Source organism: Streptomyces echinoruber (genome assembly GCF_014651135.1).
Taxonomy (GTDB): Bacteria; Actinomycetota; Actinomycetes; order Streptomycetales; family Streptomycetaceae; genus Streptomyces; species Streptomyces echinoruber.
This window is the reverse complement of record NZ_BMWH01000016.1, coordinates 1-21729: the sequence shown is the minus strand read 5'-3', so window position 1 is coordinate 21729 and position 21729 is coordinate 1. Positions and strand designations below refer to the sequence as shown.

At 75.7% G+C, this 21729-nt stretch carries 16 protein-coding genes and 1 pseudogene; 3 read left to right on the top strand and 14 right to left on the bottom strand.

Features of this window, described 5'->3' with window-relative positions; all coding sequences use genetic code 11:
* Window positions 1-74: 74 nt before the first annotated feature.
* Entirely contained in the window at window positions 75-698 is a 624-nt protein-coding gene (locus tag IE225_RS18915; protein WP_190058737.1) for a DoxX family membrane protein, read from the bottom strand.
* A gap of 401 nt (window positions 699-1099) precedes the next feature.
* Between IE225_RS18915 and IE225_RS18910 the strand changes: the two genes are divergently transcribed.
* On the top strand, window positions 1100-2785 hold the full coding sequence (locus IE225_RS18910; RefSeq protein ID WP_190058850.1) for a sensor histidine kinase: 1686 nt from the start codon (window positions 1100-1102) through the stop codon (window positions 2783-2785).
* A gap of 341 nt (window positions 2786-3126) precedes the next feature.
* Here IE225_RS18910 and IE225_RS18905 read toward each other — a convergent pair whose 3' ends face one another.
* The 4 genes from IE225_RS18905 to IE225_RS18890 form a co-directional block, all read right to left on the bottom strand.
* Entirely contained in the window at window positions 3127-4131 is a 1005-nt protein-coding gene (locus IE225_RS18905) for an Acg family FMN-binding oxidoreductase (RefSeq protein WP_190058736.1), read from the bottom strand.
* Between the two features lie 132 nt (window positions 4132-4263).
* Window positions 4264-5166, bottom strand: coding sequence for a universal stress protein (locus IE225_RS18900; protein ID WP_190058735.1), 903 nt, complete (start codon window positions 5164-5166; stop codon window positions 4264-4266).
* Window positions 5167-5330: 164 nt separating this feature from the next.
* The gene (locus IE225_RS18895) at window positions 5331-7706 is read right to left on the bottom strand and encodes a glycoside hydrolase family 65 protein (protein WP_190058734.1); all 2376 of its coding nucleotides are present in this window, start codon (window positions 7704-7706) and stop codon (window positions 5331-5333) included.
* 47 nt (window positions 7707-7753) lie between these two features.
* The gene (locus tag IE225_RS18890) at window positions 7754-8635 is read right to left on the bottom strand and encodes a universal stress protein (protein ID WP_190058733.1); all 882 of its coding nucleotides are present in this window, start codon (window positions 8633-8635) and stop codon (window positions 7754-7756) included.
* Window positions 8636-9616: 981 nt separating this feature from the next.
* Between IE225_RS18890 and IE225_RS33275 the strand changes: the two are divergent.
* Window positions 9617-9916: pseudogene (locus IE225_RS33275) on the top strand (acetate--CoA ligase family protein); the annotation flags it as partial.
* A gap of 38 nt (window positions 9917-9954) precedes the next feature.
* Here IE225_RS33275 and IE225_RS18880 read toward each other — a convergent pair.
* The 4 genes from IE225_RS18880 to IE225_RS18865 form a co-directional block, all read right to left on the bottom strand.
* Window positions 9955-10530 (bottom strand): Rv1733c family protein, encoded by a 576-nt coding sequence (locus IE225_RS18880; protein ID WP_308432524.1) that lies wholly within the window; start codon window positions 10528-10530, stop codon window positions 9955-9957.
* A 13-nt stretch (window positions 10531-10543) separates the two neighbouring features.
* Window positions 10544-11266 (bottom strand): CBS domain-containing protein, encoded by a 723-nt coding sequence (locus IE225_RS18875; RefSeq protein WP_190058849.1) that lies wholly within the window; start codon window positions 11264-11266, stop codon window positions 10544-10546.
* 22 nt (window positions 11267-11288) lie between these two features.
* Complete coding sequence (locus IE225_RS18870; RefSeq protein WP_190058731.1) at window positions 11289-11789, bottom strand: Crp/Fnr family transcriptional regulator; 501 nt, start codon at window positions 11787-11789, stop codon at window positions 11289-11291.
* A gap of 159 nt (window positions 11790-11948) precedes the next feature.
* Window positions 11949-12617: a helix-turn-helix domain-containing protein gene (locus IE225_RS18865; protein ID WP_190058730.1), complete on the bottom strand. Its 669-nt coding sequence runs from the start codon at window positions 12615-12617 to the stop codon at window positions 11949-11951.
* 453 nt (window positions 12618-13070) lie between these two features.
* Here IE225_RS18865 and IE225_RS18860 point away from each other — a divergent pair, with 453 nt between their 5' ends.
* A complete protein-coding gene (locus IE225_RS18860) occupies window positions 13071-13877 on the top strand; it encodes a dienelactone hydrolase family protein (protein WP_229879703.1) in 807 nt (268 codons plus the stop codon).
* A gap of 124 nt (window positions 13878-14001) precedes the next feature.
* On the opposite strand, the gene IE225_RS18855 is transcribed toward IE225_RS18860, so the two are convergent.
* From IE225_RS18855 to IE225_RS18835, 5 genes are all read right to left on the bottom strand, one after another.
* Complete coding sequence (locus IE225_RS18855; protein WP_190058729.1) at window positions 14002-14559, bottom strand: vitamin K epoxide reductase family protein; 558 nt, start codon at window positions 14557-14559, stop codon at window positions 14002-14004.
* Window positions 14560-14639: 80 nt separating this feature from the next.
* The gene (gene narI / locus IE225_RS18850; protein ID WP_190058847.1) at window positions 14640-15452 is read right to left on the bottom strand and encodes a respiratory nitrate reductase subunit gamma; all 813 of its coding nucleotides are present in this window, start codon (window positions 15450-15452) and stop codon (window positions 14640-14642) included.
* Window positions 15453-15469: 17 nt separating this feature from the next.
* Window positions 15470-16264, bottom strand: a complete 795-nt coding sequence (narJ, locus tag IE225_RS18845) for a nitrate reductase molybdenum cofactor assembly chaperone (RefSeq protein WP_190058728.1) — start codon at window positions 16262-16264, stop codon at window positions 15470-15472.
* Window positions 16261-17808, bottom strand: a complete 1548-nt coding sequence (gene narH / locus IE225_RS18840) for a nitrate reductase subunit beta (protein ID WP_190058727.1) — start codon at window positions 17806-17808, stop codon at window positions 16261-16263. Before narH ends, narJ begins: the two co-directional genes overlap by 4 nt.
* Before the next feature lies 1 nt (window position 17809).
* Complete coding sequence (locus IE225_RS18835) at window positions 17810-21505, bottom strand: nitrate reductase subunit alpha (protein WP_190058726.1); 3696 nt, start codon at window positions 21503-21505, stop codon at window positions 17810-17812.
* Window positions 21506-21729 lie beyond the last annotated feature (224 nt).

Here is a 21729-nt window from a genome sequence, read left to right as displayed (position 1 = left end):
CGCTTGGTGCGCCGGAGGCGCCTGGCGTGTCCGGCGCCACGCCGCCACCGGAACCGGGGCCGGGGCCGGGGCCGTCACCGCAGCCAGCGGTTGCGGCTGACGAACGGAAGCCGCGCCCAGACCCGGCCCAGTCCCCAGGTGGCGCCGGCGCCCGCGGCGGCGAGGGCGATCAAGGCCACGGCGTAGACCAGGTGGTAGTCGGCGAAGGGGTTCGTCGACATGCTGGCCGTCCCGTCGGACAGGTGCTTGGCCGGTGGCCATTCCGCCATCCACATCAGCGCCATCATCACGGTCCCGGCGGCCGCGGCGAGGCGCAGGCCGATGCCGGCGGCCAGCGCGACGCCGATGCCGAGCAGGCCGAGCATGAACAGCCAGTCCGCCCAGCCCTGGCCGGCCCAGTCGTGGAAGGTCGACTCCATCGGGCCGGCCGCCACCGAGCTGAGGAAGCCCTTGGTCGGCGAGCCGCCGTCGATCCAGCCCTTGCCGGATGGGGTCGCGTAGCCGAAGCCGAACGTCTTGTCGAGGAAGGCCCACAGGAAGACGAACCCGAGCAGCAGCCGCAGCCCGGCCAGTGCGTGCGCGCCGGCCGTCGCCGTCGACGCGGTGGTCGCCGAGGCGGACGCCGCACGGGTCCCGGTCCTGCCGGTGAAGGACAGGTGGAAGCCCATACGCCGGTGTGGGTGGTGGTGCACTGCCATGATGTTCATCCCTTTCCGGGCTGCCGCGGCGCTTTTCCGAAGGTGTCGCGGCGTCGGTGTGTACGTCGTGTTGTCGTCGCGTTGCCCACTGTGCCGCCGCGGCGCCCGGCCGGAGAGGGGCTGCGAGGCCCCCACCGCGGGCCGAACGTCCTTGCGTTAAGGGCCCGTTCGGCACCGCGGAACGTCCGGGAGGCGCGGGCCCGCCGACGGCGTCCCGGGAGCCGGCAGGCCGGCCCGGGACGCGGGCACCGGCCCCCGCCGCTGCCGCGGCGGCACTCGTGCGGTGTCCTTGTGAAGGTCGTGTACGGCATGCTGGTTGTGTAGGACGGCCGGAACGGAACGAGGGTGCTGCGGTGGGCGACGGGGCGAGCAAGGGTGGCGGCCCGGCTCCGCAGCTGCGGATGGACGCGCTGCTCGGCGAGTTGCAGGAGCACGTGGAGCGGGTGCGGGGCAGCCGGGACCGGATGCAGACGCTGCTGGACGCGGTGGTGGCGATCGGCGGCAACCTGGACCTGGAGGAGCTGCTGCGGCACATCGTGCAGTCCGCGGCCGACCTGGTGGACGCCGAGTATGGCGCGCTGGGCGTGCTGGGCGAGGAGGGCCGCATCCGGCAGTTCATCACCGCCGGCCTGGACGAGGAGACCATCGCGCGCATCGGCCCCTACCCCGAGGGCCACGGCATCCTGGGGCTGCTGATCCGCGAGCCGCGCCCGCTGCGCCTGGAGGACCTGGGCGCCCACCCGGAGTCGGTCGGCTTCCCGCCGGGCCACCCGCCCATGCGCACCTTCCTGGGCGCCCCGGTGCAGGTGCGCGAGAAGATCTTCGGCAACCTGTACCTGACCGACAAGCGCGGCGGGCGTCCCTTCGACGCCGACGACGAGGCGGTGCTGCGCAGCCTGGCCGCGGCCGCCGGCGTGGCGATCGACAACGCCCGCCTGTACGACGAGAGCCAGCACCGCGAGCGGCGCCTGGCCGCCAGTGCCGAGCTGACCCGCGCCCTGCTGTCCGGCGCGCCCCCGGAGGAGATCCTGCGCTCGCTGGCCGACACCGTCCGGGAGATGACCGGCACCGACCTGGTCACCCTCGCCCTGCCGGTGGGCGCGGGCGGCGAGCTGGTCGTGGAGGCCGCGGCCGGCGAGGCGGCCGAGCGGGTGCGCGGCCTGGCGCTGCCGGCCACCACCCTGGCGGCGAAGGTGTACGCCAACGCGGAACCGGTCATCAGCGACGCCCTCAGCGACGACCCCCGCGCCGCGGGCGGCAGCGCCTCCCTCGTCCCCCTCGGCCCCGCCTTCTTCGTCCCCGTCGGCGACAACGCACGCGTACGCGGCGTGCTGCAGGTGGCCAACGCCCCCGGCAGACCGCCGTTCACCGAGGCGGCCATCGACATGGTCCTCACCTTCGCCGACCAGGCGGCGCTGGCGCTGCAGATCGCCGAGCACCGCCGGGACACCGAGCAGCTGGCCCTGCTCGGCGACCGCGACCGGATCGCCCGCGACCTGCACGACCAGGTCATCCAGCGGCTCTTCGCCGACGGACTGACCCTGCAGGCCGCCCTCGGCCGCGTCCAGAGCGTCCCGCAGGCCGCGGAACGCATCCAGCGGGTCGCGGACGACCTGGACGACACCATCAAGATCATCCGGTCGACCATCTTCGGCCTGCAGCACCGCGACCGCGACGGCGCCAAGACCGGTCTGCGCAGCCGGCTGGTCGCGCTGACCGACGAGGCGGCCCAGACCCTGGGCTTCACCCCGGCGCTGCGGATGACCGGCCTGCTGGACACCGACGTGCCCGACCGGCACGCCGAGCACCTCCTGGCGGTGCTGCGCGAGGCGCTGTCCAACACCGCCCGGCACGCCCGGGCCACCTCCGCCGAGGTCTCCGTCGAGGCCGCCGGCGGCACCCTGCGGCTGACGGTCGCCGACGACGGACGCGGCGTCGACCCGGCCGTCACCCGCCGCAGCGGCCTGGCCAACCTGCGCAGCCGCGCCGAGGAACTCGGCGGCACCTTCGCTCTCGTGGCCGGCCGTTCCTGCGGCACCGAGCTGCGCTGGGAGGTCCCGCTGGGCAGCGGCGAGGCCGTCGGCTGAGCCCTTGCCCCTCCTCTCCGGTGCCGCTTTCCGGTGCCGCTTTCCGGTGTCACTTCCCCGGGGCCGCTTCCCCGGCGCCGGACCAGGGACGTCCGGCCCGGTGCACCGCCCCGTTCAGCCTCTGCAAGGGCGACGCCGGGCGCCGGAGGCCGGGGTGGGGAGCCGCCGAAGCGGTCCGGCCGACGGCATCGGGGCACCGCCCGCACGGTTGCGGGTCGCCCTCCGGCGACGCGAGGAACCGGGCGCCGCCGGGTCCGCCCGTGCCCGCGGGTCCACCCGTGTCCGCGGGTCCGCCCGTGCCACGGGCCGGCGGCACCCGCGGGGGCGACGGTGCGGCCGGCTCACGCGGAACGGGGGGCCCGCGTGGTGAGCACCTCCGTCGCCGGGCGCCGGGGCGTCGAGCGGGAGTACGGGACGTACCCGAGGCGGAGGATCATCTGCGGATGCTGCCCGGCGCCGATCGTCTCGCGGATGTCCGCGCGCAGCCGCGGAAGTTCGAGGGGCTGGGTGTGGAAGGCTGCCATCACACCGTGGGCGGCGGCGTGCAGCAGTACCCGCTGCAGCGCCTGGCCGGTGCGCAGCCAGTCCGGCCGGCCGTCGCGTTCGGTGCCCAGGACGGCCACCGCGCCGGTGCGGGCCGGCCAGCGGCGGGGCGGGGTGGGGAACATGTCGGTCAGGCCGGCGTAGTCGCGGCCGGCCAGGTCGGTGCGGTCCGGGTGGAGCACGCTCGCGTCGGCGCGCACCCCGTCGTCGCGGGCGGCGGCGAGCCGCCAGGTCCAGCGGGTCTGCTCGGCGACGTGGCCGCGGTCGGTGCGGTGCCGGCTCTCGGCGGCGCGGACCAGGGCGGCGAGGTGCCGTCGGCTCACCGGGTCGTCGAGGAAGCGCAGGGTGGCGCCCTCCCGCCGCGCCTGCTCGAGCAGGGCGTCGAGGAGCGACGCGGGCAGCGGGTCGGGCAGGAACGGCCCGCGCACGGTGTGCCGGCGGCGCAGGGCGTCGTACAGGTACTGCTCCTCCGGGGTGGGGTCGCTGTGGACGCCCCAGGCGACGCGGGCCAGGTAGGCCGGGTCCGCCGGGCGCGGGAAGAGGTCGACGACCGGGGCGAAACCCAGGTGTCGCACGGCGAGCCGGACGTTGAACAGGGCCGCTCCGCAGCTGATGATCAGCTCGCGGCCGTAGGGGCCGGTGAGCAACAGCCGCCGGGAGCGGTCCGCGTGCAGTTCCAGGATGCGGTCCCGGGTGTCGGCGACGAAGGCCCAGGGCTGGGTGTGGTACAGCGAGGGCGCGGTGACCGCCGCGCGGACCAGGTAGGTGGCCGCGTGGCCGGGACGGGTGCGGACGAGGGTCATGACGGTGCCGCCCTTCTTGGTCGCTCCTGCCTGCCATGCTCGCCACCGGCCGGGCCGCGGTCTTGGGCCGCACGTCCCGCCGGGTGGCCCGTCCGACGGGGCGCGCGGCGCGGGCCGGCGCGGCGGGGTCCGTCAGGTGTGCGGCACGACGGCCACGGGGCAGTCGACGTACTGGATCGCGGCGTGGGCGACCGGCCCGGTGCGCGGGCCGACGGGGCGCTCGGCGCTCCGGCGGCCGACGACGAGGAGGCCGGCTCCGGTGGCCGCCCGGATCAGTGCGTTGGCGGGCTTGTCCGCCACCACGGTCTCCAGGACCTCCACGTCCGGGTACTTGTCCCGCCAGACCTGCAGGAACGCGGTGACGAAGCCCCGCCACTCACGCGCCCGGTCCCGCTCGTCCATGAGGGCGACCTCGCCGGGGCCCAGGGCGAGCGGGCCGGGGGCGCGCCAGGCGTGCACGACGCGCAGCCGCGCGTGCCGCAGCAGGGCCGTCTCGAAGGCGAACTCGAGGATCTCGTCGCCCGGTTCGGTGACGTCGAGGCCGACCACCACGTCCCGGTAGCCGGTGCGCACCGAGGGATCGCCTCCCTCCGCGGGCAGGTGCTCGTCCGCCGCCTCCTCGCCGGCGCGGACCAGGACGACGGAGCAGTCGGCCCGGGCCACCACGCCCAGGGCGACCGACCCGACGAGGAACCCGGTGAAGCCGCTCAGCCCGCGCGAGCCGAGCACCAGCAGCTCGGCCTTCCCGGCGGCCCTCAGCAGGGCCGCGGTCGCGGGGCCCTCCGCCTCCTCGTGGTCGAGGCGCAGGTCGGGGCAGGTGGCGCGGACGCGTTCCGTCGCCTGCCGAAGGCAGTGCCGGGCCTGGTGCCGCAGGGCGGCGTTCGCCGGCTCGCCGGCCGTCCGGCGCGGGTGCCAGGCCCAGGCGTGCACCAGCCGCAGCGGCCGGTCGCGGCGTACGGCCTCACGGGCGGCCCATTCGGCGGCGGCCAGGCTCTCCTCGGATCCGTCGACTCCGGCGACGACGGGCTGCACCATGACACCCACCTCCAGCGGTCGGTCTGCTTCCTGTATCAGCGTCCTGGTATCAGCGTCCTGCCGGGTCCGCGCCCGAAGGAGGGGCCGCACGGGCCCGGCCACGGGCCGTCCGGCCCTGTCGGCGCGGCACCGGCCCGCAGGGGCCCGGACCGGTGCCGCGCCGGTCAGCCGGGCAACACCAGCCGAGCCGTCTCCCCCGGCTGGACGCAGACCGCGCGGCCGGGCAGGCGCACGTCGATGGGCAGCCGGTCGGAGGAGGGCACGGCGATCTCCAGCAGGGCGTGCTCCAGCCGTAGCCGGACGCCCCAGTGCCCCTGGTACCGCAGGGCGAAGCCGTAGCCGGACGACGACAGCTCCGGCAGCGGCACGGGGTCCAGCCACAGCGCCCCGGCACGGGTCTCCAGGCCGGTCAGGCCGCGCTGGACGAGGTCGAGGGTGCCGGCCATGGCGCCGAGGTGGACGCCCTCGCCGGTGGTGCCGCCCTGCAGGTCGGCGATGTCGCCGCGCAGGGCCTCCTGGCAGAACGCCCACGCCTCCGCGCGCCGGGCCCGGGCCAGGATCCAGCCGTGGACGAGGCCGCTGAGGGTGGAGCCGTGGCTGGTGCGGCCGAGGTAGTAGTCGACGGTGCGCCGCCAGGTGTCCTCCTCCAGCCGGTGGCCCAGCCGGGCGAAGAGGGAGGGCAGTTCGGCCGGGGAGAACAGGTAGCCGAGCATGAGCACGTCGGCCTGCTTGGAGGCCTTGTAGCGGTTGACGGTGTCGCCCTCGGACTCCAGGATCCGGTCCAGGCGGCGGAGGTCGTCGTAGCGCTTGCGGTAGCCGTCCCAGTCGAGCTCGGCCAGGTCGCCATAGCCCTCGAACTGGCTGACGACCCCGTCGTGGAAGGGCACGTGCAGGGTGCGGGAGACGGCCTCCCACTGCTCCAGCTCCCCCGCGTCCAGCCCGGTGCGCTCGGCGAGTTCGCGGCGGCGGGGCTCGGGCAGGGCGCGCAGCGCCTCCAGGGCGCGGGTGAGCACCCAGGCGGCGGTGACGTTGGTGTAGGCGTTGTCGTCGATGCCGGGCCACGCGGCGCCGGGGTAGGCGTCGTGGTACTCGTCGGGTCCCATCACGCCCAGGATGCGGTGCCGTTTCAGGCTCTCGTCCCAGCGGGCGGAGTCCGCCCAGAAGCGGGCGATCTGCAGCAGCATCTCGGCGCCCTTGGTGTGCAGGAACTCCGCGTCGCCGGCGGCCTCGCAGTACTGCCACACGTTGTACGCCACCGCCGAGCCGACGTGCCGCTGCAGGTGCGTGTGGTCCGGCAGCCAGCGCCCCGAGCGGGGGTTGAGGTGCAGCCGCTGGGTCTCCTCGCGGCCGTCGCTGCCGCTCTGCCACGGGTAGAGCGCGCCGCGCCGGCCGATCGCGCGGGCGGCGGCGCGGGCCCGCTCCAGGCGGCGGTGCCGGTAGAGCAGCAGGGCGCGGGAGACCTCGGGGAAGTGCAGGTTCAGGTAGGGCAGGACGAACAGCTCGTCCCAGAAGACGTGGCCGCGGTACGCCTCCCCGTGCAGTCCCCGGGCGGGGACGCCGACGTCCAGGTCGGCGGTGTGCGGGGAGAGGGTCTGCAGGACGTGGAAGAGGTGCAGCCGCAGGATGCGGCCCGCCTCGCCCGGCACCTCCAGCTCGGCCCGCCGCCACAGCAGGTCCCACGCCGTCAGGTGCGACTCCAGCAGCTCGTCGAAGCCGGGCGCCGCCCCCACCCGGTCGACGGCGGCCTGCAGCGGGTCGCTGATCGCGGGGTCGCGCGAGGTGTGCAGGGCGATCGTCTTGTCGACGGTGGCGGCGCGGCCGGGGCTCACCGCGAGGGTGAGGCGCTGCACGGCGCGCGGCGGCTCGTGCAGGTCGGTCACCGGCGCCTCGGCGGTCAGCCGGGCGGCCATGCCGACGCGGATGTCGGAGGTGCGGGTGCGGCAGCGCAGCCACACCGTGCCGGGCACGGCGGTGCCGGTGTGGACGTGGGTGAGGTGGCGGCCGTCCAGGTCGCGGTAGCGCGGCACGCCGGCGTTGCGGACGCCCCCGTCGAGGGCGGCCTCGACCTCCAGTTCGCCGGTGAAGCCCTCGGCGGTGAACTCGGTGCGCAGGGCCGCCAGGTGAGGGTCGGCCATGTGCACGAGCCGCTGCTGCCGCACCGTCAGCGTCCCTCCCCCGCCGAGTCCGTACCGGGTGCGGCGTTCCAGCAGCCCGGCCTCCAGGCGCAGCACCTGGCGGTGGGCGAGGACGGTCGCCGTGTCCGGCGTGAGCCACTGCCGCCCGGTGAGGCGGAAGCGCAGCGGCAGCCAGTTGGGCAGGTTGACCAGGTCCTCGTTCTCCACCCGGCGCCCGGCGACCGCGGAGGTGAGGCGGTTGTAGCAGCCGGCCACGTAGGTGCCGGGGTAGTGCGTCCCGTCCGCGGCGCACTCGGGCAGCGCGCCGCGGGTGGCGAAGCAGCCGTTGCCGAGGGTGCACAGCGACTCGCGCAGGCGTTCCTCGGCGGGCCGGTAGCCCTCGTACTCCCAGATCCGGTCCGTCACCGCGGGGCTCCCCCCCTCGTCTCGGTCCGCGCGGTCCGCCGCCGGGTTCACACGCGCTCCGGTACGACGGCCACGGGGCAGTCGGCGTGGTGCAGCAGGGCGTGCGCGACGCGGCCGAGCTGCAGCCCGAAGTGGCCCTGGCGGCGCCGTACGCCGACGACGACGAGGTCGCCGGCGGCCGAGCGCTCGACCAGCACCGTGTGGGCGGGGCCCTCCAGCACCGTGCGGCGCACCCGCACCTCCGGGTGGTCGGCGGCCGCGTCGCGCAGCAGTTCGTCCAGCCGGGCGGCGGCGCGTTCCTCGTGGTACCGGGCCGGGGTCCCGGCGAGTCCGGGGCTGCCGGCGGTCTCGTGCGCGGGGCGGCGCCAGGCGCGGACGGCGTCCAGGGTGCAGGCGCGGGCCGCGGCCTCGCGGAAGGCGAACCGTACCGCGTCGCCGCCAGTGGCGGGTTCTCCGACGCCGAGCAGGATCCGCCCGTGGGTGCCCTCCAGGCCGGCCCGGTCGCCGCGGACCACGATCACCGGGCAGTGCGCGCGGGCCGCGACGGCCAGGCCGACGGAGCCGAGCAGCAGCCCCGCGAGCGCGCCCCGGCCGCGCGATCCGGTGATCAGCGCGGAGGCGTTGTCGCCCTCGTTCAGCAGGGCCTCGGCCGCGTCCTCGGGCCGGACGTCGGTGGAGATCTTCACATCCGGGTCGCGGCGCCGGGCGCGTTCCGCCGCGGACGCCACGACGTGCTCGGCCATCACCTCTTCCGAGGGCCGCTCCAGGCTGGTGGAAGGGGTGACGCCCTCGTAGCGCTCCCAGAGGGAGGCGTGCACCAGCCGCAGCGGCACACCGTGCCGGGCGGCCTCGTCCACCGCCCAGTCGACCGCCGCCAGGCTGCCGTCCGAGCCGTCGACGCCCACCACCAGGGGCAGTTCCCTCGCCATCCTCCCCACCGCCTTTCCCTCGCGGGCCCTGCCGGGACCGTCCGGGCCGTCCGGGGGCACGGTTCTTCTTCTCTTCTTCCTCTTCCTCCTCTTCCTCCACCGTCGCACCGAGTGCGGGACCTCGCAGGGGGGGCGGTTCGGCCCGGGCGCGGAACGTTCGGCCCGAGTGACGCCCGCGCGGGCGGTCGCGCGGGCGGTCGCAGGGGCTGGTCGCACGGCACCGTGTGCGCAGCGGGTGCACGGAGGGCACCGGGAGAGCACTCATGAAATACCCGGGAATGCCCGAGAGCACGCAAGAACACCCTAGAAATCAGTAAATGCTTGAAAGTTTTTGGAAACGTCTGGAAAGCGCGGCGGGTCCGGAGGACCTGGAGGGCGCGGAGCGGGAGGAGCGGGAGGATGCTGGTCGTCCCGCGGATCGTGGTCGTCGTCGACGCCGCCCACGCCGAGCCGCCGCGGCCCGGCCGGGTGCATCGGCTCGCCCTCGACGACACCCGCTGGGAGCGGCCCGGGATGGCGAGTTCGCACGGCTTCGGCCCGGGCGAGGCGGTCGAGCGGATCGGCGAGCAGGAGGCCGCGCGCACGCTGCAGGTGCTGCGGGCCAGGGTGGACGCGGTGGAGGGCGAGCCGGGCGAGCCCTGCCGGCCCGAACGGACCGGCGATGCGGGCCGATCGGCCCCGTCCCGTGCCCGCACAGCCCCTGGGAGGGCACGGGACGGCGCAGCAGGCTGGGCGCATGGCCCGAAGGGAGGCTTCGCGATGACCGAGGTCCGGCACGAAGCACCGGTGCACGCCCTGCTGACGGACGGCACCACCGTCCGGATCCGGCGGGCGGGGCCCGCCGACCGCGACCAGGTGCTGCGGCTGTACCAGGAGCTGTCCCCGGAGAGCCTGCGGCTGCGGTTCTTCTCGGCCGGCGGCGCTCCCGTCCGGCAGGCCGCCGACCGCGCGACCTCCCCGGACGGCGCGGGCCACTACGCCCTGGTCGCCGAGCACGCCGGGCGGCCGGCCCCGCTCACCGACCGCGACGTGCACGACCTGATCACCGCCCCGCGCTGCTCGCCGCTGCTGTTCGGCTGTGCCGGCGGCCCGCCCGCCGACCTGCCCGCCCTGGAGCGGCTGCCGCACCGCGTCTCCCGGATGGCCTGCGACCTGCCGCAGCCGGCGGAGGCCGACCTCAACCCCGTCCTCGCCGAGCCGCACGGCGTCACCACCCTCGACCTGCGGGTGCGGCTCGAACCCCGTCACGCGCACGACCCGTACCTGCGCCGGCTGCGCTGACCGGTCCCGCCACCCGGCCCCGGTCCCCGGTCGGCCGATCAGCCGGTCAGCCGGTCAGCCGGTTGTCCGGTCATCCGCCGCCGCCACCCGGGCTCGACCTGCCGCCACTCGGTGTCCCACTCGGCCAGGCGCCGCCGCTCCAGCCGCCGGCGGGCCGCTCCGGCGCACAGCAGCACCGGGGCGGCGGCGCCCAGCGCGGCGATCCCGCCGATCCAGGTCTTCTCCAGCAGGGCCTCGGCCGGGGTGGCGGGCCGGTGGACCAGCCGACCGCCGCGGTCCGTCCACACGGTGACCCGGGCGCCCGCCCGGGTGCCGGGCTCGACCCGGGTGCGGCCGGTACGGGCGGCGCCGTCCGCGCCGGTCCAGCGGACCGGCGCGAACACGCTCTCGTCACCGCGGCCGGCCTCGCTGACCGGCGCGGTTCTCGGCGCGTCGCCCGTCAGCACGGCGGTGACGGCGTGCGCCTGCGCGCGCCGCGCGGTGAGGGAGTCCTCCACCGCACCGACCGCCCGGGCGCCGGCGAACCACCCGGCCGCCACGGCGAGCAGCCAGGCGGCGAGCGGCAGCCACGCCTCGACGCGGCGCTGCGGCGCCGGAGCGGGTTGACGCGCCACCGCCACAGCCACGTCACGGCGTGCTTCCGGCGGTGTCCGCGGACCGGCGCGGGCCGGGTGCGTCCGGCAGGTCCGGGCCGAGGTCGGGGTGGTGGCGCGGTCCGGTGAGGGAGCACCGTACGTCGACCACGCCCTCCACGGCGCGGGCGAGGCGTGTGGCGACGGGGATCAGGGCGGTGTCCCGGGGCCGGCCGACGAGGGTGACGACCCCCTCCGCGACGTCGACGCCGACCGCTTCGGCCGGGTCGGGGAAGAGGTGGGCGATCCCGTGGGCGACGTCCCTGGCAATCTCCTCGTCCGGCCGCAGGAAGACCTTGAGCAGGTCGCCCCGGCTGACGACCCCCTCCAGGAGGCCCACGGCGTCGACGACCGGGAGGCGCTTGACGCCCCGCCGGGCCATGATGCGGGCGGCCTCGGCGAGGGTGGCGTCGGCGTGGACGGTGACGGCGGGGCTGCTCATCATGTCCTGTGCGGTGAGGGCCCCGGCCTTGGCCAGGTCGGTCAGGCGCCGCATCTGGGTCATCCGGTCGGGGTCGCTGTCGCGGAACTCCTCCTTGGGCAGCAGGTCGGCCTCGGAGACGACGCCGATCACCCGGCCCTCGCCCTCCAGCACGGGAAGCGCGCTGACCCGCCACTCCTCCATGAGCCGGACGATCTCCTTGAAGGGGGCCTCGCGGCCCACGGCCACGACGGTGTGCGTCATGACGTCGCTGACGATGTACGGGCTGCCCGGCATGATCTCCTCCAGTGCTGCTGGATCACGGACGGCGGCCGGCGGACGCGTACGGCGCGTCACGCGTGGGCACCCCGCGGGCGTGCGGGGCACGCGGTGCGAGGGGAAGCGTGCGGGCGACGTGCAGCCGGTGGGCGAGCACCCGGCCCACCCGGACGGCGACCGCCTCGCCCGGCGCCGGGTCGTCCGCGCACAGCCGCCGTACCGTCCCGGCGCCGAACTCACGGGCGTGCACCGGGCTGATCGCTCGCGCCGCCCTGCACCAGGTGCGGCCCGGGAACAGCCAGGAGCAGCCCACCGGTTCGCCGAAGCCGGCCGTGTGGGCGACCGTCTGCGCGCCGTCGGGCGTCCGCGGCCCCAGGGCGACCGTGCCGGACCGGACGATCCGGAAGCGGTCGGCGCGCCCGCCCTCCTCGAAGCGGCGGATGCCCCGCGGGAACCTGACCTCCCGTGCGGTGCGCGGCAGCGCGCCACGGTGCTCGGCGGGCAGGTGCTCCGCGACGCGCGGCGGTGTCGCGGTGGTCATGGAGACGCCTCCGGTGCTCCGGCCGCTGCCTGTCCCAGCGACGCCATGCCTCCAGCCTGCACGCCCCGCGCGGGCGGTCCCATGGGCCCAACGTCCCTGCCCGCGAGTCCTTCGTCACTGCCGCCGGTGACGCCGCCGGCGGGATCGCCGACGGGCGGGTCAGGTGCTGACGCGGCGCCCGGTGACCGCGAGCGGCTCGATGCGCACCCACACCTCGCGCCGGCCGCCGGCCCAGGGCTCGCCGCGGGCCGGTCCGGCCGGCCGCTGCCGCTCACCGGGGTCCGTCACGGTCCGGGCGAATCCGCGCACCTGGACGCTCCAGCCCTCGCTGAACGCGTCGTCGATCCGGTCGACCTCGAAGGCGACCCGGTGGCCGGCTGCCCGGGCCGGGACCGTGTCCGGCGCCGTGCGGAAGACGATCGCGCCGTCGACGACGCTGTAGTTGACGGGCACGACCTCGGGCCCCGAGTCGGTGGGGACGGCGATCCTGCCGACGCCGTGGGTCGACAGCAACCGGCGGCACTCGTCGGCGCCGAGCACGGTGAACTCCGGGTTGCGCACGGCCCGGCCCGGCCCGGGCGGCGTCTGGGCGCTGCCGCCGGTGAGCTGGGTCACCGTGGTGTGCAGGGCGTCGGCCAGCCGGAGGAGGACGCCGGCCCCCGGCGCGGCGCCGGGGTGCTCCTCCAGGTACTGGAGGTAGCCGGGCGCCATACCCGCGCGGGCGGCCGCCTGCTCGCGGCCGAGGCCCAGCTCGGTGCGGCGCCGGGCGAGGCGGCGCCCGAGGTCGCCCAGCGGCATTCCCTCGTCCACCGGTTCCTGCTCGGCCATGGCACGCCCTCTTTCTCTCGTCGCTCTCGTCGCTCTCGGCGCTCTCGCCGCTTCGATCGCTTTGGCCGCTCTGGCCGCTCTGGCCGCTCTGGCCGCCCCGGGCGTCGGCCGGGGCTTGCTCGCCGCCGGAGCCGGGGCCTTCCACGCCCCGCGGCCGGGGTGCGTGGCGCCGCGACGCCGGGGCACACCCGTCCCAGCTCCGGGATCACCCCCGTCCCGATTCCGGGACCACCCCGCATCACCGGATTGTTTCCAGCTTGTCCCCCGCGCCGGGAACGCGCTCGGTCCGGCCGGCCCCAGCCGCCCGCCCCGACGCGTACGCCGGGCCGTGCGGCCCCCGGCTCCGGGCCCTTCGCCCCTGCCGCCCGGCCACCCGGCGCGCTCCACTGGAAGTACGAAGGTGACGGCGAGGCCGCCACGCCGCTGCGGAGCACGAGCGAGGAGGTGGCGGGCATGCGCACCGACCACCGCACCGGACACCGGCCCATCCCGCGTCCGACGTCCCTGCGGCCCACCACGCGGAAGCCGCCGCGCGGCGGCCTGCCGACCCCGTACGCCCTCGCCCGTGACTGCTTCCTGCCGTCCGCCGCGCCCCCCGCGGGACGCGGCGCGCGGGAGCTGCGGGTCCCGGCGGGCCGGGTGGGGCTGACCGCACGCCTCACGCTGCCCGCCGCGGCCCCGGCCCTGGTGATCCTCGTCCGGGGCGACGGCAGCAGCCGGCACAGCCCCCACGACCGGTACGTCGCCGCCGTCCTGGAGCGGGCCGGCCTGGGCACGGCGCTGCTCGACCTGCTCGACGAGGAGGAGGCGTGCGACCGGCACCTGTGCCTCGACGTGCCCCTGCTCGCCCGCCGGCTGCGGGCCGCGGCCGACTGGCTCGGCGCGCGGACGGGCCTGCCCGTGGGCTGCTTCGGCACCGGCACCGGGGCGAGCGCGGCCCTGGAGGCCGCCGCCGAGGGCGGCATCCGCGCCGTCGTCTCGCACGCCGGCCGGCCCGACCTGACCAGCCCGGCCGCGCTGGCCCGGCTGCGGGTTCCGGCCCTGTTCGTCACCGGCACCCGGGACACCGGGCTGCTGGGCCGCACCCGGCTCGCCGCCGACTGGATGTGCTGCACGCACCGCGTCGCCGTCGTCCCGGGCCGCACCGACCGGTTCACCGAACCGGACCTGCCGGCCACCGTGGCCGGCCTGGCCCGCGCCTGGTTCACCGACCGGCTCACCGCGGCGAGGACGGAACCGCTCCCGCCCGGCGCCGGATAGCCGCCCGCGGCGCGAGAACGCGGCCGGAGCGCCGCACCCGCGGCTGCCGGGAAAGCGGCCGGGAAACGGCCGGGGCGCCGACGGCCGGCGGGATCCGGCCCGCGCGGCCCCGCCCTCCCTCACCTCACAGCAGGCTGCTCCAGTACGGCCAGAAGCGGGTCGCCACGAGGACGACGATCACGCCGTACCAGCCGGCCAGGAGCAGCCCGTGGGTCTCCAGCACCAGGTTCAGGGCGCCGCGTGCGCCGCGCGGCACGGGAAGGACGCCGTGCTTCAGGTTGTGCAGGGTCACGTACCAGAACAGGGCGATGGTGACGGTCCACACGACGGCGCAGTACGGGCAGAGGCGGTTGATCTCGTACAGCGACTGCGCGATCAGCCAGTGCGCGAAGCCGACGCCGGCCAGCGTCCCGGCGTTCAGGGCGAGCCACAGCGCCCGGTGCAGACGGGATCCGGTGAGCACGGCCAGGCCCAGGGCCGCGACCGCGGCGAAGGCGCCCAGGCCGAGCAGCATGTTGGGGAAGCCGAGCAGGTTGCCCTGCCGACTGGCCATGGCGCTGCCGCAGCCGACCACCGGGCCGATGTCGCACGAGGGCCGGTAGGCCGGGTCCCTGAGCACGTGCCAGTCGTCGATTGCGAGGCGGAGGGAGGCGAGCCAGCCGACGACTCCGGCCGCCGTCATCAGCCATCCCGTGCGCCGCCCGGCCGCCACCGCGGGCGGCGCGCCCGCTCCCGGGCCGGCCGTCCTCGCGGACGGCGCGCTCACGCGGCGCGCCCGGCCCGCGACGGGGCCGCCGCGGTGGCGGCCCGCCGTCGGTAGACCAGGTACGGGCGGGTGAGGTAGCCGACCGGCGCGCTCCAGACGTGGACGAGGCGGGTGAACGGCCAGGCGGCGAAGAGCAGGCACGCCGTCAAGGCGTGCAGGCGGAACAGCAGGGGGGCGTCGGCGATGGCCTCCGGCCGCGGCTGGAGGGCGAACAGGCCGCGGAACCAGACGGAGACGGTGGAGCGGTAGTCGTAGCCCGGGCCGAGGACATTGTGGGCGGCGGTGGCGGAGATGCCCAGCAGGACCGTGGCGGACAGCAGCGGGAAGAGGAGTTTGTCGCTGCGGTCGGTGCCGAGCCGGATCCGGCGGGTCAGCAGCCGGCGGGCGCACAGCATGCCCAGGCCGGCGACCATGGCGGCGCCCGCCACGGAGCCCGCCCCGACGGCGACGGTGTGGTAGGTGTGCTCGCCGATGCCTGCGGCCTCGGTCCAGGAGGCGGGCACGGCGAGGCCGACGACGTGCCCGGCGATCACCATGAAGGCGCCCAGGTGGAACAGGGGGCTGCCCCAGCGCAGCCAGCGGTGCTCCAGGAGCTGGCTGGTGCGGGAGGTCCAGCCGAACTGGTCGCGGCGGTAGCGCCAGACGTGCCCGGCGGCGAACACGGCCAGGCAGGCGTAGGGGACGCCGACCCAGAGCAGGAGGTCGGCCGCGGAGGCGGGCACCGCGCCCGCGGCGTGCGGCACGGCCGCCGCGTGCGTCGCCGTCGTCGTGTGCGCCGCGTGCGTCGCGGTCGGTGCGTTCGTCGCCATCATCACGGTCGTCGCGGTCATCGGCGGTCTTCCCGGCGGTGCGCGGTGGGCGGGACGGGGGTGGGCGGGACGAGGGTGGGCGGGGCCTGGTCGGGCGGGACGAACACGCCCGGGGGCGCGAACTCGCCCGCCCCGTACGGGTCCAGGCCGACCTCCTCGCCGGGCGGCCCCTCGGCGGCCAGCTCGGCCACGGCCCGCAGGTCGGCCTCGGTCGCGGGCGGCATGAGGGTGAGCAGGGCGGCGAGGAGGTGCCGATAGGCGGAGCCGGCGTCGGTCAGGGCGCGGTGGATCAGCTCCAGGCCGCGCCGGTGCTGCCGCAGCGGCGCCTCGCCCGTGCGCGGGCCGGCCAGGGCCGCGAACTCCAGCACGACCGGCAGGTGGTCGGGCAGTTCGCCGCCGTCCACGTCCCAGCCGGCGGCGCGGTAGCGGCGGGCGAGGGTGAGCAGGGCCATGCCGCGGCGGCGGGTGTCGCCGTGCAGGTAGTAGGTGAGGTACAGGCTGCTCTTGCGGCGCAGGTCGAACGTCTCGACGTAGTGCCGCTCCAGCGCGTCCGGCTCCTGGCCGGTGAACCAGTCCAGGAAGGCGGCCACTTCGGCCGCGGCCGGGGACGGCGGCAGCGCGGCCGCGGCGGCCGCCAGGCGGGGCCGCTCCGCGGTGAGTTCGGCGTCGGGGTACTGCAGGAGCAGCGACAGCAGCCGCAGCAGCAGGGCCCGGCGTTCCGCCTCCTCCGGGCCGAGCGGCGCGCGGCGGCGTGCCGCGGCGCGCAGGCGGGTGCGGACCAGGGCGGGGAGGGTGGAAGGCAGCGGGCTCACGGGCGGTCTCCGGTGGTCGAGCGGCGCAGTGCGGGCATGCCGAGCATCACCCGGCGGCCGGCGGACTCCCCGGCGCTCTCCACCGGGCAGCGGTTCTCCAGGGCGGTGAGCGCGGCCGCGTCCTCCTTGTGGGCGGCGGGGACGACGTAGCGGTCGGCGTACTTGGCGACGGCGAGCAGCCGGTGCAGGTCCTCCGCCTCGCGGGCGGTGAACCCCACGGCCTTCAGCGCCGTCTCGTCGCCGTCCCCGCCCAGGCTGCGCCCGCGCATGTGGGAGCGCAGGGCGGTGAGTTTCATCAGCACCCCGGCGACCACGTCCGTGTCCCCGGCGGTGAACAGCTCCGCCAGGTACTCCAGCGGGACGCGCAACCGGGTGACGGCGGCGAAGACGTGGTCGGGGTCGTCCTGGTCGCCGCCCGCCCCGGTGACGGCGTCGAGGACGGGCGAGAGCGGCGGCACGTACCAGACCATGGGCAGGGTGCGGTACTCCGGGTGCAGCGGCAGCGCCACCTTGTAGCGGGAGACCAGGTCGTACACCGGGGAGCGGCGGGCCGCGGCCAGCCAGTCCTCCGGGATGCCGGACGCGCGGGCGGCGGCGGCCACCTCGGGGTCGTGCGGGTCGAGGAACACGCCGCGCTGGGCGTCCAGCAGGTCTTGCTCGTCGGGGGTGGCGGCGGCCTCGCCGACCCGGTCGGCGTCGTACAGCAGCAGGCCGAGGTAGCGCAGCCGCCCGACGCAGGTCTCGGAGCAGACGGTGGGCTGCCCGGCCTCGATGCGCGGGAAGCAGAAGGTGCACTTCTCCGCCTTGCCGGTGGCGTGGTTGACGTACACCTTCTTGTACGGGCACGCCGTCACGCACATCCGCCAGCCCCGGCAGCGGTCCTGGTCGACCAGGACGATGCCGTCCTCGACCCGCTTGTACAGCGCGCCGGACGGGCAGGCGGAGACGCAGGCCGGGTTGAGGCAGTGCTCGCACAGGCGGGGCAGGTGGAAGAGGAAGGTCTGCTCGAACTCGAACTTCACCTTCTGGGCCCACGCGCCGGTGAGGTTGGGGTCGCCGCCGGCGTGCTCGGGCGCGCCGCCCAGGCCGTCCTCCCAGTTGGCGCCCCAGGTGACGGCGGTGGGCTCGCCGGTGAGGACGGAGCGGGGGCGGGCGACGGGGACGTCCTGGCCGGCCGGTGCGGAGACCAGGTTGTCGTAATCGTAGGTGACCGGCTCGTAGTAGTCCTCGATGGCGGGCAGGTCAGGGTTGGAGAACAGCGACAGCAGCCGTCTGGCCCGCCCGCCGGAGCGCAGCACGAGCCTGCCCCGCCGGTCGAGCGTCCAGCCGCCCTTCCACTGCCGCTGGTCCTCGTAGCGCCGGGGGTAGCCGACGCCGGGCTTGGTCTCGACGTTGTTGAACCAGGCGTACTCCACGCCGGGCCGGTTGCTCCAGGTCTGCTTGCAGGTGACCGAGCAGGTGTGGCAGCCGATGCACTTGTCGAGGTTCATCACCATCGCCACCTGGGCCATCACGCGTCCGACGGCGGCCTTGCCACGGGGCATGTCAGTACTCCACTTCCTGGCTGCGGCGGCGGATGACGGTGACCTCGTCACGCTGGTTGCCGGTCGGCCCGTAGTAGTTGAAGGCGTAGGTGAACTGCGCGTGGCCGCCGGCGAGGTGGGTCGGCTTGAGCAGCAGTCTCGTCAGGGAGTTGTGGATGCCGCCGCGGCGGCCGCTGACTTCGCTCTTGGGTACGTTCACCGTGCGGTCCTTGGCGTGGTACAGGTACACCGTGCCCTCGGGCATGCGGTGGGTGACCACGGCGCGGGCGACGACGACGCCGTTGCGGTTGTAGGCCTCGATCCACTCGTTGTCCTTCACGCCGATCTTCCCGGCGTCGGCGGTGGACATCCAGATCACCGGGCCGCCGCGGGACAGGGCGAGCATGTAGGCGTTGTCCTGGTACTCGGAGTGGATGGACCACTTGGAGTGCGGGGTGAGGTAACGGACCGTCACTTCGGCGCGCTCGCCGCCGAGTTCCTCGTCGCCGTAGTGCCGGCGGGCGTTCAGCGGCGGCCGGTAGACCGGCAGTTGCTCGCCGAGTTCGGCGATCCAGTCGTGCTGGACGAAGAAGTGCTGGCGGCCGGTGAGGGTGTGCCAGGGCTTGAGGTGCTCGACGTTGATGACGAACGGCGCGTAGCGGCGGCCGCCGGTCTCGCTGCCGGACCACTCGTAGGAGGTCATCACCGCGCGGGGCTGGGTGCGGGTGTCGGCGAAGGTGATGCGTTCCGCCTCGCGTTCGGCGGCCAGCTCCACCAGGCCCTCGCTGCCCGTCTGCCGCTCCAGCACCCGGAACCCCTCGGTGGCCAGGCGCCCGTTGGTGGTGCCGGACAGGGCGAGGATCGCCTCGCACATGTCGGAGGCGGTGGCCAGCGTGGGCCGGCCGGCCGCCACGCCGTCGCGCACGGTGCCGCAGCGGCGGCGCAACTCCTCGATCTCCCGGTCCGGGTGGACGGTGACGCCCTTGGTGGTGGTGCCCAGGGTGTCCAGCAGCGGCCCGACGGCGCGCATCTTCTGCGCGACGGCGGCGTAGTCCCGTTCGACGACGACCAGTCTCGGCATGGTCCGCCCCGGGACCGGCTCGCACTCCCCCGCCTTCCAGTCCCGCACCACCCCGCCGGGCTGGGCGAGTTCGTCGGGGGTGTCGTGCATCAGCGGCACGGCCAGGACGTCGGTGCGGGTGCCGAGGTGCTCGGCGGCCAGATCGCTGAAGCGGTCGGCGAGGGCGAGGAAGGCGTCGTAGTCGGTGCGGGCCTGCCAGGGCGGGGCGATGGCCGGGGTGAAGGCGTGCACGAAGGGGTGCATGTCCGTGCTGGACAGGTCGTCCTTCTCGTACCAGGTCGCGGCCGGCAGCACCACGTCGGCGAACAGGCCGGTGGAGGTCATCCGGAAGTCCATGGCGACCAGCAGGTCGAGCTTGCCCTCGGGTGCCTCCTCGCGCCACACCACCTCCCGCGGGCGGCCCTCGGGCGGGGTCTCGGCGGAGCGGACCGCGGCGTCGGTGCCCAGCAGGTGGCGCAGGAAGTACTCGTTGCCCTTGCCGGAGGAGCCGAGCAGGTTGGCCCGCCACACCGTCAGCACCCGGGGGAAGCCGGCCGGGTCGTCGGGGTCCTCGACGGCGAACCGCAGCCGTCCCGCCTTCAGTTCGCCGACGACGTGGTCGGCGACCGGGCGGCCCGCGGCGGCGGCCTCGTCGGCCAGGTCCAGCGGGTTGCGGTCGAAGCCGGGGTGGCCCGGGGTCCAGCCCAGGCGGACGGCCTGGGCCAGGCAGTCGGCGGCGGAGCGGCCGGTGAAGCGCCCCTGCCCCAGGGGCGAAGCCAGCTCCTGCGGGCCGAAGGCGTCGTAGCGCCACTGGTCGGTGTTCAGGTACCAGTACGAGGTGCCCGCCATGTGCCGGGTGGGCCGCTGCCAGTCGAACGCGAACGCCAGGTGCTGCAGCCCGGTCAGCGGGCGGATCTTCTCCTGGCCGACGTAGTGGGCCCAGCCGCCGCCGTTGACGCCCTGGCATCCGGTCATCGTCACCAGCGCCAGGAACGCGCGGTAGATGGTGTCGGAGTGGAACCAGTGGTTGGTGCCGGCGCCGAGGGCGATCATCGAGCGGCCGCGGGTGCGCTCGGCGTTGCGGGCGAACTCCCGGGCGATGCGCGCGGCCTGCCGCGCCGGGACCGAGGTGATCGTCTCCTGCCAGGCGGGGGTGTACGGCCGGCCGGCGTCCTCGTACGAGGCCGGCCAGTCGCCGGGCAGGCCCGGCCGCCCGACGCCGTACTGGGCCAGCATCAGGTCGAAGACGGTGGTGACCAGGTGTCCGCCGATCCTGCGGACCGGCACCCCGCGCACCATCACCGAACCGCCCTCGGTGGCGCCCTCGTCGAAGCGGGGCAGGGCCACCTCCGCGGTGTCCTCGGCACGCTCCAGCAGGCTCAGCTCCGGCTCCACGCCCTGCAGGTCGAGGTTCCAGCGACCCCGCTCCCGCTCGGCCCAGCGGTGGCCGAGCGAACCGTTGGGGACCACCGGCTCGCCGGTGGCCCGGTCCAGCAGGACCGTCTTGGACTGCGCGTTCTCCTCCTCGCGGCCCAGGTCGGCGGCGGTCAGGAATCCGCCGGGCACCAGCCGCCCGCCGCGCTCGCACAGGGTGACCAGGAACGGGGCGTCGGTGTAGGTGCGCAGGTACTGCCGGAAGTAGGGGACCTCCCGCTCGACCAGGAACTCCCGCAGGATCACGTGCCCCATGGCCATCGCCAGCGCCCCGTCCGTGCCCGGGTGCGGGGCCAGCCACTCGTCGGCGAACTTGACGTTGTCGGCGTAGTCGGGGCTGACCGCGACGACCTTGGTGCCGTTGTAGCGGGTCTCGGTGAGGAAGTGCGCGTCGGGCGTACGGGTGACGGGGATGTTCGACCCCCACATGACCAGGTAGCCGGCGTTCCACCAATCCGCGGCCTCCGGCACGTCGGTCTGGTCGCCGAACACCTGCGGGGAGGCGATCGGCAGGTCGGCGTACCAGTCGTAGAACGACAGCAGCGTGCCGCCGATCAGCGACACGAACCGGGCCCCGGCCGCGAACGACGCCATCGACATCGCCGGGATCGGGGAGAAACCGGCGACGCGGTCGGGCCCGTAGGTCTTGATGGTGTGCACGTGGGCGGCGGCAACGAGTTCGACTACCTCGTCCCAGTCGGCGCGCACCAGGCCGCCCTTGCCGCGGGCCCGCTTGTAGGCGCGCGCCTTGGCCGGATCACCGGTGATCTCCGCCCAGGCGGCGACCGGGTCGCCCAGGCGCCGCCGGGCCTCGCGCCACAGCTTCAGCAGCGTGCCGCGCACATACGGGTACCGGACCCGGCTGGGCGAGTAGGTGTACCAGGAGAACGACGCCCCGCGGGGGCAGCCGCGCGGCTCGTACTCGGGGCAGTCCGCGCCGATCGACGGGTAGTCGGTGGCCTGGTGCTCCCAGGTGATGATGCCGTCCTTGACGTACACCATCCACGAGCAGGAACCGGTGCAGTTCACACCGTGCGTGGACCGTACGACCCGGTCGTGCGCCCAGCGGTCCCGGTAGAAGCCCTCCCACTCGGGGCGGGCCTCGCCGAACTCCGCCCGGCCGTCGGCCGAGATCTCACGGCGGGTCAGCAGCCGCCGGGCCGCCAGCGGCCAGTCCCGGGTGACGCGCGACCGTCCCCGTCGTGCGTTCTGATCGTTCTCCATGTTCCTGCACGCTAGGGGTGCGCGCCGGGCCGCTCCTGGGGCCGAACGGCCCTGATCGGGGCCCCTTTCGGCCCGGCCGGACCGGGTTGTGGGGGCCGATCGGGCCCGACCGGGCCCCGGCGCGCGTTCGGGCCCCGGCGCGCGTTCGGGCCCCGGCGCGCGTTCGGGCCCCGGCGCGCGTTCGGGCCCCGGCGCGCGTTCGGGCCCCGGCGCGCGTTCGGGCC

Bases quoted from the DNA above. Each gene is read 5' to 3' on its own strand.
- IE225_RS18915 (WP_190058737.1), bottom strand. From the start codon at position 698: ATGGCAGTGCACCACCACCCACACCGGCGTATGGGCTTCCACCTGTCC.
- IE225_RS18910 (WP_190058850.1), top strand. From the start codon at position 1,100: ATGGACGCGCTGCTCGGCGAGTTGCAGGAGCACGTGGAGCGGGTGCGG.
- IE225_RS18905 (WP_190058736.1), bottom strand. From the start codon at position 4,131: ATGACCCTCGTCCGCACCCGTCCCGGCCACGCGGCCACCTACCTGGTC.
- IE225_RS18900 (WP_190058735.1), bottom strand. From the start codon at position 5,166: ATGGTGCAGCCCGTCGTCGCCGGAGTCGACGGATCCGAGGAGAGCCTG.
- IE225_RS18890 (WP_190058733.1), bottom strand. From the start codon at position 8,635: ATGGCGAGGGAACTGCCCCTGGTGGTGGGCGTCGACGGCTCGGACGGC.
- IE225_RS18875 (WP_190058849.1), bottom strand. From the start codon at position 11,266: ATGCCGGGCAGCCCGTACATCGTCAGCGACGTCATGACGCACACCGTC.
- IE225_RS18870 (WP_190058731.1), bottom strand. From the start codon at position 11,789: ATGACCACCGCGACACCGCCGCGCGTCGCGGAGCACCTGCCCGCCGAG.
- IE225_RS18865 (WP_190058730.1), bottom strand. From the start codon at position 12,617: ATGGCCGAGCAGGAACCGGTGGACGAGGGAATGCCGCTGGGCGACCTC.
- IE225_RS18860 (WP_229879703.1), top strand. From the start codon at position 13,071: ATGCGCACCGACCACCGCACCGGACACCGGCCCATCCCGCGTCCGACG.
- IE225_RS18855 (WP_190058729.1), bottom strand. From the start codon at position 14,559: ATGACGGCGGCCGGAGTCGTCGGCTGGCTCGCCTCCCTCCGCCTCGCA.
- narI (WP_190058847.1), bottom strand. From the start codon at position 15,452: ATGGCGACGAACGCACCGACCGCGACGCACGCGGCGCACACGACGACG.
- narH (WP_190058727.1), bottom strand. From the start codon at position 17,808: ATGCCCCGTGGCAAGGCCGCCGTCGGACGCGTGATGGCCCAGGTGGCG.
- IE225_RS18835 (WP_190058726.1), bottom strand. From the start codon at position 21,505: ATGGAGAACGATCAGAACGCACGACGGGGACGGTCGCGCGTCACCCGG.